17 protein-coding genes are annotated in these 15,747 nt (G+C 49.5%); 13 read left to right on the forward strand and 4 right to left on the reverse strand.

Annotated features, from left to right (window positions below; all coding sequences use genetic code 11):
* Positions 1 to 35: 35 nt before the first annotated feature.
* Together hslO and hslR are read right to left on the reverse strand one after the other, a co-directional pair.
* Positions 36 to 860, reverse strand: a complete 825-nt coding sequence (gene hslO, locus CEW91_RS02895; protein WP_088767596.1) for an Hsp33 family molecular chaperone HslO — start codon at positions 858 to 860, stop codon at positions 36 to 38.
* 2 nt (positions 861 to 862) lie between these two features.
* Positions 863 to 1,270 (reverse strand): ribosome-associated heat shock protein Hsp15, encoded by a 408-nt coding sequence (gene hslR, locus CEW91_RS02900; protein WP_088767597.1) that lies wholly within the window; start codon positions 1,268 to 1,270, stop codon positions 863 to 865.
* Positions 1,271 to 1,434: 164 nt separating this feature from the next.
* Here hslR and gspC point away from each other — a divergent pair, with 164 nt between their 5' ends.
* The 13 genes from gspC (at position 1,435) to CEW91_RS02965 (ending at position 13,462) form a co-directional block, all read left to right on the forward strand.
* Complete coding sequence (gene gspC, locus CEW91_RS02905) at positions 1,435 to 2,283, forward strand: type II secretion system protein GspC (RefSeq protein ID WP_232507014.1); 849 nt, start codon at positions 1,435 to 1,437, stop codon at positions 2,281 to 2,283.
* A gap of 1 nt (position 2,284) precedes the next feature.
* Positions 2,285 to 4,348, forward strand: a complete 2,064-nt coding sequence (gene gspD, locus CEW91_RS02910; RefSeq protein ID WP_088767598.1) for a type II secretion system secretin GspD — start codon at positions 2,285 to 2,287, stop codon at positions 4,346 to 4,348.
* Entirely contained in the window at positions 4,341 to 5,825 is a 1,485-nt protein-coding gene (gspE, locus tag CEW91_RS02915) for a type II secretion system ATPase GspE (protein WP_088767599.1), read from the forward strand. Before gspD ends, gspE begins: the two co-directional genes overlap by 8 nt.
* Positions 5,826 to 5,828: 3 nt before the next feature.
* Positions 5,829 to 7,055: a type II secretion system inner membrane protein GspF gene (gspF, locus tag CEW91_RS02920; protein WP_088767600.1), complete on the forward strand. Its 1,227-nt coding sequence runs from the start codon at positions 5,829 to 5,831 to the stop codon at positions 7,053 to 7,055.
* Positions 7,056 to 7,057: 2 nt separating this feature from the next.
* Positions 7,058 to 7,495: a type II secretion system major pseudopilin GspG gene (gene gspG, locus CEW91_RS02925; RefSeq protein WP_088767601.1), complete on the forward strand. Its 438-nt coding sequence runs from the start codon at positions 7,058 to 7,060 to the stop codon at positions 7,493 to 7,495.
* The gene (gspH, locus tag CEW91_RS02930) at positions 7,470 to 8,057 is read left to right on the forward strand and encodes a type II secretion system minor pseudopilin GspH (RefSeq protein WP_232507015.1); all 588 of its coding nucleotides are present in this window, start codon (positions 7,470 to 7,472) and stop codon (positions 8,055 to 8,057) included. The genes gspG and gspH overlap by 26 nt, the downstream gene beginning before the upstream one ends.
* On the forward strand, positions 8,054 to 8,446 hold the full coding sequence (gene gspI, locus CEW91_RS02935; RefSeq protein WP_088767603.1) for a type II secretion system minor pseudopilin GspI: 393 nt from the start codon (positions 8,054 to 8,056) through the stop codon (positions 8,444 to 8,446). The genes gspH and gspI overlap by 4 nt, the downstream gene beginning before the upstream one ends.
* A complete protein-coding gene (gspJ, locus tag CEW91_RS02940) occupies positions 8,436 to 9,119 on the forward strand; it encodes a type II secretion system minor pseudopilin GspJ (protein WP_088767604.1) in 684 nt (227 codons plus the stop codon). Before gspI ends, gspJ begins: the two co-directional genes overlap by 11 nt.
* On the forward strand, positions 9,109 to 10,089 hold the full coding sequence (gene gspK, locus CEW91_RS02945; protein ID WP_088767605.1) for a type II secretion system minor pseudopilin GspK: 981 nt from the start codon (positions 9,109 to 9,111) through the stop codon (positions 10,087 to 10,089). The genes gspJ and gspK overlap by 11 nt, the downstream gene beginning before the upstream one ends.
* Positions 10,090 to 10,092: 3 nt before the next feature.
* Complete coding sequence (gene gspL / locus CEW91_RS02950; RefSeq protein ID WP_088767606.1) at positions 10,093 to 11,298, forward strand: type II secretion system protein GspL; 1,206 nt, start codon at positions 10,093 to 10,095, stop codon at positions 11,296 to 11,298.
* A gap of 4 nt (positions 11,299 to 11,302) precedes the next feature.
* A complete protein-coding gene (gspM, locus tag CEW91_RS02955; protein WP_088767607.1) occupies positions 11,303 to 11,821 on the forward strand; it encodes a type II secretion system protein GspM in 519 nt (172 codons plus the stop codon).
* Positions 11,818 to 12,564, forward strand: a complete 747-nt coding sequence (locus CEW91_RS02960) for a type II secretion system protein N (RefSeq protein WP_088767608.1) — start codon at positions 11,818 to 11,820, stop codon at positions 12,562 to 12,564. The genes gspM and CEW91_RS02960 overlap by 4 nt, the downstream gene beginning before the upstream one ends.
* 76 nt (positions 12,565 to 12,640) lie before the next feature.
* Positions 12,641 to 13,462, forward strand: a complete 822-nt coding sequence (locus CEW91_RS02965) for a mechanosensitive ion channel domain-containing protein (protein ID WP_088767609.1) — start codon at positions 12,641 to 12,643, stop codon at positions 13,460 to 13,462.
* A 64-nt stretch (positions 13,463 to 13,526) separates the two neighbouring features.
* On the opposite strand, the gene CEW91_RS02970 is transcribed toward CEW91_RS02965, so the two are convergent.
* Positions 13,527 to 14,798 (reverse strand): O-acetylhomoserine aminocarboxypropyltransferase/cysteine synthase family protein, encoded by a 1,272-nt coding sequence (locus CEW91_RS02970; RefSeq protein ID WP_088767610.1) that lies wholly within the window; start codon positions 14,796 to 14,798, stop codon positions 13,527 to 13,529.
* A complete protein-coding gene (locus CEW91_RS02975; RefSeq protein WP_088767611.1) occupies positions 14,795 to 15,709 on the reverse strand; it encodes an alpha/beta fold hydrolase in 915 nt (304 codons plus the stop codon). The genes CEW91_RS02970 and CEW91_RS02975 overlap by 4 nt, the downstream gene beginning before the upstream one ends.
* Between the last annotated feature and the right edge of the window lie 38 nt (positions 15,710 to 15,747).

A 15,747-nucleotide genomic window follows, 5' to 3' on the forward strand; every position in this document is an offset into this window, starting at 1 on the left:
AACAAATATCGGGCTTTTTTGTTGCTAAGCGTCACTCAGTTAAAATCAGACGGCTTAAAAACATATTCGGTTAGGCAATAGTCACAAGTCATGACAATTTCGCCGTCTCTGTCCAATATCTCTTTTAGCTCTTCAGGCTTAACCGACGCTAATGCATCCAGAGTCTTGTCGCGAGAACAGCCACACACAAAGCTGACGGGCTGAGCCGGGTACAAGTGCACGGTTTCTTCATGGTACAAACGGTGCAGCAGCTCTTCAGCCGGCACGGTGTAAAGCTCTTGAGCGGTGATGGTGTCAGTCAGGGTTGCTAAGTGTTCAAACCCTGTTAAATCCTGACCTGACGACGGCAATCGCTGCAATAACATGCCCGCTGCGTGCTCGCCGTCAGCATGAAGCCATACCTTGGTATGTAATTGCTCGGACTGCTCAAAGTAATTTTCCAACATTTCAGCAATAGAGTCGGCGTCGCCACTAACGACACCCTGATAACGCTCGCCTGTGTCCGGCGTCAATGTGATAATTAATTGACCTTTGCCAATCATTGAACGTAAGTCCGTGCCTTCCAGCTCTGCTCTTAAACGGGCAATACCGCGAAGCTCTTGTTTATGGTTACCGTTAACGGCAACGAAGTTGAGGGGACCGTCGCCTTGCAACTGAACCGCAATATGCCCCTCAAATTTCAATGTTGCGGTCAGTAGAGAAACCGCAGCCATCATGTGGCCTAACACTTCCTGTACGGCCGCCGGGTAGTTATGACCACGGATTAAGGTTTGGTAGCTGCTGGTCAGCTGAACCAGCTCGCCGCGAACATCATGCTCGTTAAAGGTATAACGCGATAATTGGTCCGTTGGGTACTCCATGGTCACTCCTTTTTAAAACGAATTAGCTGACGCCGCTGCTTTTTGTCAGGACGTCCGTCAGGGTGTGGATTATACAATGCATTAAGCTTTCTTGCTTCTGCGTTTTCTTCGCGTTTTGCGATGCTTTTTTCTGTTTCACGATACAGAAGCTGAGCTTCCGGAGCGCCGCGGCGTTGCTCACTTAACTCAAGCACCTCAACCTCTTTGCTATCGAAGCCTTGACGCAATGTAATAATAGCACCCACCTGAACCACTTTAGATGGCTTGCTGCGTTGTCCGTCATAGTGGACTTTACCCGATTGAACCATCTCTCTGGCTAAAGCGCGGGTTTTGTAAAAGCGCGCCGCCCAAAGCCATTTATCCAGACGAACACCCGTGTCAGGCGATGTACTCTTTTGCTTCTTTGTCATAAAACCGCAATCATTTCGTTATAAAGTTTGTGTTAAGCGATTGTTGACTCATGTTCGCTGCGCTAGAATGCATGAATCTCTTTTGTCAGTGTAACAAGAATAAGAATAAAGTGACTGCCAGACTTAAACAGTATTTTACGAATTCAGCCCATTGGCGCAGACTCATGCTCGCGTTAACCGCTTTTCTGTGGTTCTGCGTTGCGGTGCTGCTTGCCGAGTTCACCTGGTCGTTGCTGTCACCCAGTGAACCTCGGAACCTGCAGCCGACGGTACCGAAGTTTAACTCGACGTCACAGTCCGGCAATACCATCGATATTAACCGTATTCAGGCACTGAATCTTTTTGGTCAGTCAGAAGTACAAGGTCCGAGAAACTCGCGCAATGCGCCGAAAACGACACTGAATGTGCGTCTTATCGGGGTATCGGCAAGCTCTAACCCTGAGCGCTCTGCGGCCATTATTCAGCAAGGCAGCCAGCAGCGAACTTATATTATCGGCGAAAGTATCGGCAGCTCTCGTGTAACGGTCGAAGAAATTTACGCAGACAGAGTCATTCTGGATAACAACGGACGACTTGAAACGCTAGTAATGGAAGATGTTGGTGAGGATCGTCCCGCATTATCGCTCACGGTGGATGGGGCTGCGGCAGAACAAAAAAACACAGATGAGCCTGCCGAGAGTAGCCGCACCGAATTTGTTGAAACTCAGCTTAGCACGATAGCGAGTGATCCGTCGTCCATTATGGAGTACGTCAGTATCTCGCCGGCAATGGAAGGTGGTTCGCTAATCGGTTATCGCTTGAAGTCGGCTAAAAATCCTGAACTTTTTAAGCAGGCAGGGTTTCAAAATGGCGACCTGGCGGTCGCTATCAATGGCTACGATTTAACCGATATGGAACAAGCCATGTTAGCCAGCGAAGAGTTGGCCAATCAAACACAAGTATCAATTGAAATAGAGCGCGATGGTGAACGGATGGAGCTGTCGTTTGAGCTACCGGAACAACAGGAAAATTAATATGTCAGTGGCAAAAAGAGGCTTAAGAAATTGGCTCGGAGCCCTGGGGTTGGCAGTAACGGTCATGAGTACGCCATTAACGGCGGAAGAGTACGCAGCCAGCTTTAAAAATACCGACATCAACGAGTTTATTCAGGTGGTTGGTCGTAACCTTGGCAAAACCATCATTATTGACCCGAATGTGCGCGGAAAAATTGATGTGCGCAGTTACGATGTCATGAACGAAGAGCAGTACTATCAGTTTTTCCTGAATGTATTGGAAGTCTATGGCTTTGCCGTGGTTGAAATGGAGTCAGGGGTACTTAAAGTCATTCGCGACCGCGATGCGAAAACATCGTCGTTACCGGTCATGGATGCCGACAGTCGAGGCTCTGGCGATGCCATGGTTACACGCGTTGTGCCGGTTGAAAATGTGTCTGTGCGTGAGCTAGCGCCGCTACTGCGTCAGCTGAATGATCAAAGTGGTGGTGGCATGGTGGTCAGTTATGACCCCTCTAATGTCATTATGATGACGGGCCGTTCCGAGACGGTGCAGCGCTTGGTTGAGATTATTGAGCGAGTGGACCGTGCAGGTGACCAGGACGTTGACATGATTCACCTTGAGTACGCATCGGCCAGTGAAATAGTACGTATTGCTCAGTCGCTTTATGAAAAGAGTAACAATGACGGTACGCCACCGTTACTCATTCCGAAAATTGTTGCTGATGAGCGCAGTAATTCGGTGATTGTCAGCGGTGAGCCGCGGGCCAGAGCGCGTGTCGTTAAGCTGATTAAACAGCTTGACCAGGACTTAAAGTCGGAAGGGAATACCCGGGTTTTCTATCTGAAATACGCAAAAGCGCCGGAAGTGGTCGAGGTTTTAAACGACGTGAGTCGCTCAATACAGGCAGAAAGCGAACAACAAACGTCAAATACCAACACAACTCGCCGACGCAATAATAACGACTCTGTCAGCATTAGTCCGCATGAGCCGACGAACTCGGTTGTGATAACCGCGCAGCAAGACATGATGGCCTCGTTAGAGAAGGTTATTCATGATCTGGATATTCGCCGTGCGCAGGTGCAAGTTGAAGCGATTATTGTCGAAATTATGGAAGGCGATAACGTCGACTTTGGCGTGCAGTGGATAAGTGAAGATGGCGGCATGGTTCAGTACAATACCGGCAATCAGGTGCCTATTGGTAGTCTGGCTGCAGGTGCTTATCAGGCGCGAGAAAGACCGGGTACGACAACGACTCGAATTACTGATGGCGGTGTCGAGGTGACAACCACTGAACCCGACGAACCCGGCGACATCTCTTTACTAGCCAACTTGCTAGGCTCGGTCAACGGTATGATGTTTGGCACCATTCAAAATGACTGGGCTGCCGTCGTGCAAGCCGTAACTCAAGACACCAATTCCAATATTTTGGCAACGCCAAGTATTGTGACGGTTGATAACGAAGAAGCCAGCTTCTTAGTGGGGCAGGAAGTTCCCACCATTACCGGTTCAACCACGGGTGATAACAATGACAATCCATTCCAGACGGTCGATAGAACGGAAGTGGGTATAAAGTTAAAAGTCACACCGCAAATTAACGAAGGCGACGCCGTGCAAATGACCATTGAGCAGGAAGTATCCAGCTTAAGTGGCGCAACCTCTGTGGACGTTATTATTAATAAGCGCGAAATGAAAACCACTGTCATGGCAGACGATGGTGAAACCATTGTGTTGGGTGGGCTGATTGATGAAGACGTCCAAGAGTCGGTGTCCAAGATACCGCTGCTGGGCGACATTCCTGTGTTAGGGCGACTGTTTAGCTCGACCTCAACGTCTAAGCAAAAGCGCAACTTAATGGTATTTATTCGCCCCACGATAGTTCGCGACGGCAAGCGCATGCGCGAAATCAGCTCGACCAAGTATAATTACATGCGGGCACTGCAGTTGGATGAACGTTCGCGCGGTATTTCCTTAATGCCAATGGAAGAGTCTCCGGTAATGAATGAGTGGGACAGCGAACTGACGCTGCCGCCGGGCTTTGAGGAGTACATGGATACCAAACAGCCAGAGACAGAGAATGACTGACGCGAGTGCTATTGCGACAACACGGCTGCCTTTTGGTTTTGCCAAACGCTTCGGCGTTGTGGTGGAGTCGGGCGAACCTATGGTTGTGCATTGCCGAGCTGGCGTCTCTGCACAAGCGCTTAGGGAAGTGCGACGCAAACTGGGTCAACCATTTACCTTGCAAGAACACCCTGCCAACGACTTTGAAGCGCTGTTGACGCAAGCGTATCAGCGTGATTCGTCGGAAGCGAAACAGCTAATGGAAGACATTGGGAATGAGTCTGACTTGTTCTCACTCGCGGACGAATTACCGCAAACCGAAGATCTATTAGAAAGTGAAGACGATGCACCTATTATCAAACTCATTAACGCCATGTTAAGTGAGGCGATAAAAGAAGGCGCATCGGATATTCATATAGAGACGTTCGAAAAGTCGTTGCTGATTCGCTTCCGTATTGATGGCGTCTTGCGTGAAGTATTACGGCCGAATCGAAAGCTCTCGTCGCTGCTGGTCTCGCGCATTAAGGTCATGGCGCAACTGGATATTGCAGAGAAACGGGTGCCTCAGGATGGCCGTATCTCTTTGCTGATAGCCGGTCGGGCGGTCGACGTGCGGGTATCGACCATGCCGTCGAACCACGGTGAGCGAGTCGTTCTGCGCTTGCTTGATAAAAATAATGCCCGACTGAACTTAATGCAGCTGGGAATGACACAGACCAACCGCAATATATTCCAGCAGCTGATTCATAAGCCGCATGGCATTATTCTTGTGACGGGGCCCACCGGCTCGGGTAAAAGTACGACCTTGTATGCCGGACTGAGCGAGATTAACTCGAAAGATCGCAATATTCTGACGGTGGAAGACCCCATTGAATACGCCATTGACGGCATTGGCCAAACGCAGGTAAATCCACGAGTTGATATGACGTTTGCGCGTGGTTTACGAGCCATTCTCCGTCAGGATCCTGACGTGGTGATGGTGGGTGAGATTCGAGACGTAGAGACCGCCCAAATAGCGGTACAGGCGTCGCTTACCGGGCATTTAGTATTATCCACGCTTCATACCAACACAGCGGCTGGGGCTATTACTCGCCTGGAAGATATGGGGGTTGAACCATTCCTGCTATCTTCAAGTTTATTGGCGGTACTGTCTCAGCGCTTAGTTCGCACCTTGTGCAGTAGCTGCCGTCAGCCGCATACGCCGGATGCTGAAGAGCGTCAGATATTAGGGCTGAGTGACGACTCGGATGAGATTGTTTACCGGGCGGGCAGTTGCGATGAATGTAACCATACCGGCTATAGAGGGCGTACCGGTATTCACGAGCTGCTTCAGATAGATGACCATGTGCGCGAATTGGTGCATAACGGGCATGGTGAACAGGCAATTGAAAAATACATTCGTCAGTCCACCCCCAGTATACGGCAGGATGGTTTGCAAAAAGTGCTGGAAGGCAAGACGACATTAGAGGAAGTCTTGCGAGTCACTCGCGAGGAGTAATACGTGGCAGCATTTGAGTATCAGGCAATAGCCAATAATGGGCGTAAGAAAAAGGGCGTGCTTGAAGCCGATACCGAGCGTCAGGTTCGGCAAATGCTCCGTGAACAAGGGTTGATGCCTGTTGCGATTGCAGCGGCTGCCGAAAAAGAAAAGAAACAAAGTGCACAAAACCGCTGGGGCTTTACACTGCGCAAGGTGAAGGCGCAGGATCTTGCCCTTATTACACGTCAACTGTCGACCTTAGTTGGTTCAGCACTCCCCATTGAACAGGCTTTACTGGCTGTTGCTGATCAAACCGAGAAGCCACGCATGAAAAAGCTGGTGATGTCTGTGCGAAGTAAAGTGGTTGAAGGTTATGGTCTTGCTGAAGCAATGGCGGAATTTCCCGGTGTGTTTGACTCACTGTACACGGCAATGGTTGCTGCCGGCGAAAAGTCAGGCCACTTAGACCAAGTACTTGAAGAGCTAGCCGATTACACAGAACAACGGCAACACATGAAAAGTCAGTTGACGCAGGCGCTTATTTATCCGCTGATGCTGACTCTGGTGGCTATCGGTATCGTTGTTTTCCTGTTGGTATCAATAGTACCTCAAATTGTCGAAAACTTTGCGACGATGGGACAAGAGCTGCCTCCGACAACGCTGGCGATGATAGCTATTAGTGAGTTTTTGCAAAACTGGGGACTTTGGCTCGTAGTGGGGTTGGTGGTTGTATTATTACTGTTCGGTCAGTGGCTAAGAAAAGACACGAATCGTTTAAAATATCACTATCGTTTGCTGAAACTTCCCATGTTGGGGAAAGTCATACGAGGAGTCAGTACGGCACGCTTTGCCAGAACGCTAAGCATTTTAACCTCATCGGCGGTGCCATTACTGGATGGCTTACGCATTACCTCTTCGGTTATTGGTAATTTAGCCATAAGAGAAGCTGTCGACGAAGCCGCTGACCGAGTCAGAGAAGGCTCGTCATTGAGAGCGGCGCTTCAGGAAACAGGCTTGTTCCCACCCATGATGCTGCACATGATAGCGGCGGGTGAAAAGTCAGGTGAGCTTGAGCAGATGCTAAAGCGTTGTGCCGACAACCAGGACAAAGAATTTGAAAACTTAGTAACCGTCAGCTTAAAGGTGTTTGAGCCTGTGCTGATTGTCACCATGGCGGGCATCGTCTTCTTTATTGTATTGTCGATAATTCAGCCCATATTGCAGTTAAATAATAGTGTAGGACTTTAGTTATGAGACGTAATCAATCCGGCTTTTCACTCGTTGAAGTTATGGTGGTTATCGCCATTATTGGTATTTTGGCGACCATGGTTTTACCTAACGTGCTGGGTAATCAGGAAAAAGCGAACCAGCAAAAAGTCATTGCTGATATTGTGGCGTTGGAAAATGCCCTGGCTCAGTATCATCTGGATAACGGTATGTTCCCGACCACTGAGCAGGGGTTAGAGGCGCTTGTTAATGAACCAAACCTGGATCCACAGCCGCGCAGCTACCGCACGGGTGGGTACATTCGTCGTTTGCCCCAAGACCCTTATGGTAACGACTATTTACTGTTGAATCCCGGGCAGTACGACGATATTGACATTTTCTCAGCGGGTCCAGATGGTCAACCGGGTACTGAAGACGACTTCGGTAGTTGGATGATTGGCAACAACGATCGTGACCAATAGGCCGCAGCAACAAGGATTCACACTGATTGAACTGATGCTGGTCATGGCCATTCTTGGTCTTATTGCCAGCTCAGTAATGTTGACGTTACCGGGCAGTAATCGTCAGCAAAACTCTGCTCAAGATTCAGCAATTACGCTGCAGCAACAACTTCAATACGCTCGTGAGTATGCCATGGTGCGACAGCAGCCTCTTGCTATCGCCTTTAATGACAATGGCTACGAGTTCCTGGTATGGCAGGATGAAAGTTGGCAGACGTTTAGTGCGCGAGGACTGAAACCTCAGCAGACTGAATGGCCGATAAGTTGGCAGTTGCTTAGCCAGGACATGGCCGAGCTGGCACAAAACGAAGAACTTAATGAAGGTGTCTTTGGTAGCGGCGATGAAGCCGAGCAAGACGATGACTCTGAAGAAACACAACCTGACGTGCTTATTTTACCGAGTGGTGAAATGACGGCTTTCAGTTTAAAAATTGAAAATGCGAATGATATGAGTGCAGAACGTTGGGTAAAAACCGAGAATAGCTGGCAACTGACGGTGTTAAAAGAGGCGCCTGAGCAATGAGGGAAAAAGGTTTTACCCTTATTGAAGTCATGGTTGCACTGTCAATTTTCGGGTTGGCTGCTTTGGCAGCGCTACAGGCGGCGAGCAGTCATTTAACCATCTTAAGTGACTTACAGAGCAAAACCTTTGCCCAGTATGTGGCGTCAAACCGAATCGCAGAACTGTCTCTGACCCAGGCGTGGCCGGTAAAGGACAATAAAAAAGGCACCGCAAAGCAAGCCGGAACGACATGGCATTGGCAGCAACAGGTGGTCGAAACGGTGACACCTAACGTGGTCGCTGTAACAGTGACGGTGTCAAAATCTGAAAATGGGCGAGAACATTACCGACTAACGCGCTATTTGCGAAAACCTGATTCCGCTGGCAAAGGTGGTGGAAATGGGCGTTAACCCTAAGCAGCAATCCGGCTTCACTTTGGTTGAAGTGTTAGTCACCATGGCCATTTTCGCGGTGATAGGTATAGCCAGCTATCAAGTGCTTAGCCAAATGGTGAGTACCGAACAGCAGTCGAGCGAGCGCCGTGAAGCGCTGGAGCAACTGCAATTCAGCCAATTGCTAATGCAGCAGGACATTCGGCAAATAGTAGCGAAACCGACTCGACCTAACGATACCGAAGTGACGCATCAGTATGTAAGCAATGATGTGGGTTATTTCGATTCAGAACCTGGTGTGCTTGCTTTTGTGCGCAGTGGTTTTGATAACCCGGGGGACGTCCTGCCGCGTGCTGAATTGCAGCCGGTTATTTATCGAGTTATGAACGGTCAGTTACAGCGAGTCAGTTATTCGTTTGTGAATGACAGGAGTAACGAGCCGACAATACAGACGTTATTGGACGACGTGACTGATTTGTCGTTCCGCTTTTACAGGGGCGCAGGCCAGAGTGACGGTAATAGAGGCTTCGAGCAAGGTTGGAATGCGGAGTGGCGTACCGAAGGGGACTTACCCAAAGCCATTGAAGTGACGCTGCAAACTGAGAAGTACGGCGAAATTAAACGGGTATTCCTGGTTGCTGGTGAGGGTTCGGCTGGACGACAAAGTGCGGGAGAGTCGAATGCGGACTAAAGTGTCTCGTAATAACGGTGCTGCGCTTATAACGGTCATGTTGGTGATTGCTCTGGTGTCGGTCATTGCGGTGAACCTCGGTAGCAAACTGCAAATGCAAATAACCCGAATGGGTAATTTGCAGCAGGCGGAACAAAGCTATTGGATGTGGTTAAGTGCCGAAGACGTTCTAAAAGAGGCACTAAAACGCGAGCTCAATGAGAACGACGGCGTGGCGAATAACCAGCAAGGCTGGGCCAGTCGGACGGGCCCGTTTCCCGTGGAAGGTGGGCAGATTGCCGCTCGTGTGAGAGACTTATCCAGTTGTTTTAATGTCAACAGTTTGGTGACAGACGACGAAGACCCAGGCACGCTGGAGCGACGCAAACGTCAGTACAAAGCGTTATTACAAAGCGTAGAGCTTGACGAATACCAGGCAGAAAGTTTAACCGACAGCTTGGTTGACTGGCTTGACGAAGATACTCAACTGTCAGGCTCTAACGGAGCGGAAGATCCTGACTATCAAGGGTTGCCAAAGCCGTATTTAGCGGCAAACAGCTTACTGTTGGATATTAGTGAACTGCGCATGGTAAGAGGGTACAGTCAGGAAATTGTCAGGAAGTTGAGGCCTTATGTCTGCGCTATTCCGCATGAAACCGCTTTAGCGATTAATGTGAATACACTTAAGGAAGAACAGGCGGTTTTATTGACGGCTCTTACCGAAGGAAAAATGTCGTTTCAGGACGCACAGTCGTTCTTAGCAAATCGGCCGGAAGCGGGTTATGAGTCTAACGACGAGGTGAATGAGCTTGAAGCGATAAGTACGGTTAAAGCCGAGCTTAACGCTGAACTGTCAGAACTTGACGTTGAAAGTGAATACTTTCAGTTAACCGCATACATACAATGGGGCGACGTTGAAATGAAAGCCCGTTCAGTACTGCACGTGAGTAACGGCGAAGTGACGACGTTATATCGTGCAATGGGAGAATAGAAAATGCAGGAAACGCTAATAATACGACTGCCTGCTTTTGGAACATCGGAAAGCATTCCCTGGTTGTTGTGGCATTCACAACAGCAGGAACTTATTGCAAGCGGCGAGCTGGAATCAACCGCTGAGCTGTCACAGTTAGCCGATAAAGCGGCCCGCAGTGAGGTGATCATTGCTATTCCGGGTCAAGACGTTTTCTTAACCCAGGTGACCCTACCAGCGGGCAGTAAAAAGCATTTGGATAAAGTCATCCCTTATGCTTTAGAAGAGGAGCTCGCGGCAGACATAGACACGTTGCATTTTGCCTGGCCTGAGACAAAAGCCTCGACCTTACCGGTAGCCGTTGTAGAGAAAGCGCATATGCAGCAGTGGTTGGGGGTACTGACAGAGTCAGGGATTGAGTCTAACCGTTGGTTGCCTGATATTTTTCTACTGCCGACCCACGATAACGAATGGCACGCTATTGAGCTTGGTCACAGCGTGTTGGTCAGAACGTCGACCTGGCAAGGTTTCGCCGTGGAACAAGCGGCGTTTTCTGAACTTGCGCCTATTCTAAGCAGTGAGTATGACTCGCCGGAAAAAATTGTTCACTATGGGCCGCTCGATTGGCCCCAGCCTCCGACCGTATTAGAGTCGGCCGATATCGAAGTTCCCATGACAATTGCGGTGGCAGCGCTGCAAAGCAACGCCGAGATCAACCTTCGGCAAGGCGCTTTTCGGGCTAAGAGGCAACGGCAGTCGTCGAGCCTGCCCTGGAAGCCGCTAGCAGTAGCTGCCAGCGTATTATTTGTATTGGCTGTTGCGCTAAACGGCATCAAATACTGGCAACTGGAGCAGCAGCGCGCTTCGTTACAGGCAAAGTCTGAGCAGCTGTACCGTGATGCTTTTCCAAACGAGACCCGTATTGTCAATTTAAGAGCACAGTTGCAGCAAAAAATTGATAGAGCTGGCGGCGCTGGAGACTCAGGCCGTTCCGTTTTAGCCGCTCTCGACAGCTTGCAGCCTGCATTTCAGGCCGAGCCGTCGGTTAAGCTTGAGTTGCTGCGTTTTCAGAATAATGAGTTAAGGCTACAAGCAACGGCGGACAGCTTTTCACAGTTAGAAGCCTTTCAGCGAGCGGCTCAAAATAGCGGCGTGGCAATAGAAGCTGGCTCTATGAATAATCGCGGAGACCAGGTGTCGGGCGCATTGACCATTGAGCTTCAGGGGTAACGTTATGGACAAATTTAAAGCAACTTTTGAACCTTACCGACAGCTTGCTTATAACCGCTGGCAGCAATTTAACAGCCGTGAACAGCGTCTGCTCAGCGCTTTGGGGATTGTTGTGGGTGCGGCGTTTTTGTATTTCGTTATTTGGTTACCGAGTGCGCAAGCGGTTGCTCAGGCCGAGAGTCAGTTGGCTGCGCAGCAGAATCAGTATCAATGGGTACAGCAGGCTATCGCTCGTTATAAAAGCCTGGAGGGTAAAGCGTCAACCAACTCGACAGTGAAGGGGTCGTTAAGCCAACGTATTAATCAGGCAGCGGCGCAATATGATATTGAGCTGGCGCGCATTCAGCCTCAGGGGGAAGAGTATTTGGTGACTGTTGATACCGTACAATTTAACCAGTTACTTCAGTTTATGAATGCACTGGAAAGTGACTTTGGTTTGCAGCTAACTGGCGCTGATATTGCGCGTTTGGAGCAGCCCGGTAACGTCCGTTTAAGAAAACTATTGGTGAAAGACTTCTCATGAAATTAAAGCGCTGGTTGCCTTGGTTAATTTTGGTGTATTTAGTCACTATGCTGGTGCTATTGCCCGCGCGCGTTGTTTATTGGCTACCACTGCCTAATAACATCCAGTTGTCACAAGTGTCCGGAAGCTTATGGCAGGGACAGGCCGGGCAAGTGGTTGTAGACGGTAATGTCATTAATGATTTGCGTTGGGACTGGCAGGTGTCATCCATTTTCCTGGGGGAGCTGGTTGTTGATGTGGATGTACCAAAACAGAATAATCCATTTTCGCTGCAGGGACGTTTATTAGCTAGCTCGACCCGTGTTGGGGCGCAGAATGTCAAGGCGAGTGGCAGTTTAGCCGCGCTACTTGAAATGGCCCAAACAAAGCTACCACTGCAAACAAAAGGTCGCTGGGAACTTGATGTGAACGAGTATGTAGTGACCGCGCCGGGCCCTGTTCGTTGGTGCGACAATCTTGTGGGCAATGCCCGCGGGGACAATATACAGGTGCTGGTCAACGGACAGTGGCAGTCGCTGGGTAGCTTTCCGGTAGAGTTGGGGTGCCATAATAATAACTCTGTTGCGTTAATCATGAGAGGTGACAACGACTTGAGCCTGGAAGTGGATGCCGCCATTAACAGCCAGGACATTCAAGCGTCAGGTACAGTAAAGCCAACACCGCGAACGCCGGAAGGTCTGGCAAAGCTTATTCAATATATGGGGCAGCCAGATGCGCAGGGACGTTATTCGTTCCGCCTGTGAAGTTATTTGCGAGGCGCCGCAATAAACGTTACTTTTAAAAAATACTCATTCAGCTTTTGTTAAATAAGGACGTGTTATGGACAGTATTGTTCAGTGGATAAATGACAATCAGGATATGCTTATCGAGTTTTCGATTAAGTTCATTATCGCGATTGCCATTTTAATTATTGGTAAATTAGTCGCGAATGGCGTGACACGAGTGATGTCGCGTGGCATGAAAAAGCGTGAAGTAGATGGCGCGGTTATCAGCTTTGTGAGTGCAATTGTAAAAGCGGTTATTTTCATTGCCGCTATTATGATGGCACTGTCACACGTCGGTGTTGAAACCACGTCCTTTATTGCGATTCTAGGTGCGGCAGGTTTGGCTATCGGTCTTGCGCTGCAGGGCTCGCTATCAAATATTGCGTCGGGTGTATTGCTCATTATGTTTCGTCCCTTCCGTGCTGGCGAGTATGTTGATGCCGGTGGCGTATCCGGTACGGTCGAGCAAATTAATATTTTCCAAACCATTTTAAAAACACCGGATCGTAAAATTGTCTTCGTACCGAATTCGGAGATTATTGGCGGCCCCATTACTAACTATAACCGTGAAGAGTTGCGCCGTATCGATTTGGTTATTGGAGTGAGCTATAGCGCCAACTTGCAGAAAACCAAGCAAGTATTAATGGACGTTATTACCAATGACGAGCGAGTGCTGAAAGACCCAGAGCCAGTGGTGACGGTGACAAATCTGGGTAACTCTTCCGTCGACTTTAACGTGCGTCCGTGGGTCAAAAACGAAGACTACTGGCCAACCCGCTGGGACTTACTGGAGCGCATTAAAGATCGCTTAGACGAGGAAGGCATTGGTATTCCATTCCCACAAATGGATGTGCATTTGAAAAAAGACGACGCATAAGAGCACGCGTTGTTTTATTCGCTTTAAAAAGCCACCGTCCGGTGGCTTTTCTTGTTTCTGTAGGCTAAATCGTTAACGCTTGTTCTATGTCAACAATAATATCGCTAATGTGTTCAATGCCGATACAAAAGCGAATGGCTTCGGGTTTTACACCAACCGCCGCTTGCTCTTGTTCCGATAGCTGTCGGTGAGTAGTCGATGCCGGATGACAGGCCAGAGACTTAGCGTCACCAATATTCACTAACCGTTTAAACAAGCCAAGCTTGTCGTAAAACTGAACTCCGGCCTCGTAGCCCCCTTTTATACCAAAGGTCAACAATGAAGCTGGCAGCCCTCCGGAGATGTATTTATTGGCAAGTTCATAATGTGGGTGCTGAGCCAGACCCGCATAGTTAACCCAGTCGACATTCGGATGTTGCAGCAGGTAGTCGGCCACTGCCTTTGCGTTTTCGCAGTGTCGCTCAATACGCAAAGCCAGAGTTTCCAACCCCTGTAACAATAAAAAGGCATTAAAGGGCGACAAACAGGCACCGGTGTTGCGCAAAGCGACGGTTCTGACTCGCGCGATAAACGCAGCCGGCCCAAAGGCGTCAGTATAAATCACACCGTGATAAGCCGGCTCGGGGTGACTGAATTGAGGAAACCGTTCTTTGTGAGCCAGCCAGTCAAAGCGCCCGGAGTCAACAATAAGCCCACCGATGGAATTACCATGCCCACCAATGTATTTCGTCAGAGAGTGGGTGACAATGTCAGCGCCGTGTTCAATGGGCTTGCATAGAATCGGCGTGGCGACAGTGTTATCGACAACCAGGGGGACGCCATGACCATGCGCTATCCGTGCAAAGGCTTCTAAGTCGGCAATGTTACCCGCGGGGTTACCAATACTTTCGCAATACACCGCTTTGGTTCGCTCATCAATGAGTGCGTCAATGTCCTTCGCATTGTCTGATGCGGCAAAGCGTACTTCGATACCCAGCGACGGCAACATATGGCGAAACAATGTATAGGTGCCTCCATAAAGCTGCGGGGTAGTAACAATGTTGTCGCCCTGACTTGCCAAAGTAATTAGGGTGTACTCAATGGCCGCCATGCCTGACGCGACCGCCAACCCGGCAACACCACCTTCAAGCGCGGCAACCCGCTTTTCGAGCACATCATTAGTCGGGTTCATAATGCGTGAATAGATATTGCCTTCTACCGCCAAGTCGAAGAGATCAGCCCCGTGCTGCGCGCTATCGAACTCGTAAGATGCCGTTTGATAAATGGGTGTGGCGACCGACTTGGTGGTGGGGTCGGTGTCGTAGCCATGATGGATGGATAACGTCTCGTCTTTCATGTGGTCTCCAAATGCGTTTCAAATAAAAAGTGTTTTAACGAGGTGCCGTACTCAGGCACGTTTTTAATAAATCCGTCGTGACCGTATTCACTTTCAACCGACACACGTGACGTACAGCTAGGTAGCAAGGCTTCCAGTTCAGCCACTAAGCTTGGTGGCGCAATGGCGTCACTGGTGAAGTCAACTAAATGCACCGGCGTGTCGATAGGCTCCGGGTTAATGCTGTATTCGTTCAACACGGGTGTGAGATGAGTGAACAAACTACGCGAGCTGTTACCGTTTTCTTTGAGCAGTTGCTCGCCCTTGTAAAGCAAGTATTCGAAAGCGTCATCATTGCTACTAAAGCGCGATTCAAACTCTTCAGCGCTGCGATAGCTAAGCATGGCAAGCGCTCTGGCTAGAACCACACCCAACTGAGCGTCATTGCAGCGTTGTATGAGCGCTTGTTGGAAATAACGCAATAACGATGAGTGCACCGACGGTTTATGAGCCGCGCCAATAACGCTTAGCCGCTCAAGCGACTCTGGGTTATCCAGTGCGTACTGGAGGCCTAAAACACCGCCAAATGAGCCGCCAATCCAGCCATGCAGTGAGTCATCGGGTAATACGGATTGCATCGCATGATGAATGGCGTTGCTGTGCTCTTTTACAGACAACGGAGTATCCGGGCAATCCGACCCGCCTAATCCACCAAAGTAGTCAAAGCTAATAAATTGGTAATCGTCGGTGTCTGCGAACAACCGATGCAGGGGTTGCCACCAGCCGTCGCCGGAAGGCGTCCAAAGCTTACCGGTCGCGCTGATTCCACCTTGCACAACAATTGCCGGAGTGTCTGGAAAGCCATAACGGTAGCCTTTTAAACGACCATAAGGCGTTTGAGCATGAAATGAACGAGCAATAGGAAGAACCATAGCGGCCTCCGTTAATTTAAAACAACAATACAGCGACA

The sequence above is a fragment of the Idiomarina piscisalsi genome (genome assembly GCF_002211765.1).
Lineage (GTDB): Bacteria > Pseudomonadota > Gammaproteobacteria > Enterobacterales > Alteromonadaceae > Idiomarina > Idiomarina piscisalsi_A.

Excerpts from the sequence above, each read along its gene's own strand:
- hslO (WP_088767596.1), bottom strand. The coding sequence starts at position 860 with ATGGAGTACCCAACGGACCAATTATCGCGTTATACCTTTAACGAGCAT.
- hslR (WP_088767597.1), bottom strand. The coding sequence starts at position 1,270 with ATGACAAAGAAGCAAAAGAGTACATCGCCTGACACGGGTGTTCGTCTG.
- gspC (WP_232507014.1), top strand. The coding sequence starts at position 1,435 with ATGCTCGCGTTAACCGCTTTTCTGTGGTTCTGCGTTGCGGTGCTGCTT.
- gspD (WP_088767598.1), top strand. The coding sequence starts at position 2,285 with ATGTCAGTGGCAAAAAGAGGCTTAAGAAATTGGCTCGGAGCCCTGGGG.
- gspE (WP_088767599.1), top strand. The coding sequence starts at position 4,341 with ATGACTGACGCGAGTGCTATTGCGACAACACGGCTGCCTTTTGGTTTT.
- gspG (WP_088767601.1), top strand. The coding sequence starts at position 7,058 with ATGAGACGTAATCAATCCGGCTTTTCACTCGTTGAAGTTATGGTGGTT.
- gspI (WP_088767603.1), top strand. The coding sequence starts at position 8,054 with ATGAGGGAAAAAGGTTTTACCCTTATTGAAGTCATGGTTGCACTGTCA.
- gspJ (WP_088767604.1), top strand. The coding sequence starts at position 8,436 with ATGGGCGTTAACCCTAAGCAGCAATCCGGCTTCACTTTGGTTGAAGTG.
- gspK (WP_088767605.1), top strand. The coding sequence starts at position 9,109 with ATGCGGACTAAAGTGTCTCGTAATAACGGTGCTGCGCTTATAACGGTC.
- gspL (WP_088767606.1), top strand. The coding sequence starts at position 10,093 with ATGCAGGAAACGCTAATAATACGACTGCCTGCTTTTGGAACATCGGAA.
- gspM (WP_088767607.1), top strand. The coding sequence starts at position 11,303 with ATGGACAAATTTAAAGCAACTTTTGAACCTTACCGACAGCTTGCTTAT.
- CEW91_RS02960 (WP_088767608.1), top strand. The coding sequence starts at position 11,818 with ATGAAATTAAAGCGCTGGTTGCCTTGGTTAATTTTGGTGTATTTAGTC.
- CEW91_RS02965 (WP_088767609.1), top strand. The coding sequence starts at position 12,641 with ATGGACAGTATTGTTCAGTGGATAAATGACAATCAGGATATGCTTATC.
- CEW91_RS02970 (WP_088767610.1), bottom strand. The coding sequence starts at position 14,798 with ATGAAAGACGAGACGTTATCCATCCATCATGGCTACGACACCGACCCC.
- CEW91_RS02975 (WP_088767611.1), bottom strand. The coding sequence starts at position 15,709 with ATGGTTCTTCCTATTGCTCGTTCATTTCATGCTCAAACGCCTTATGGT.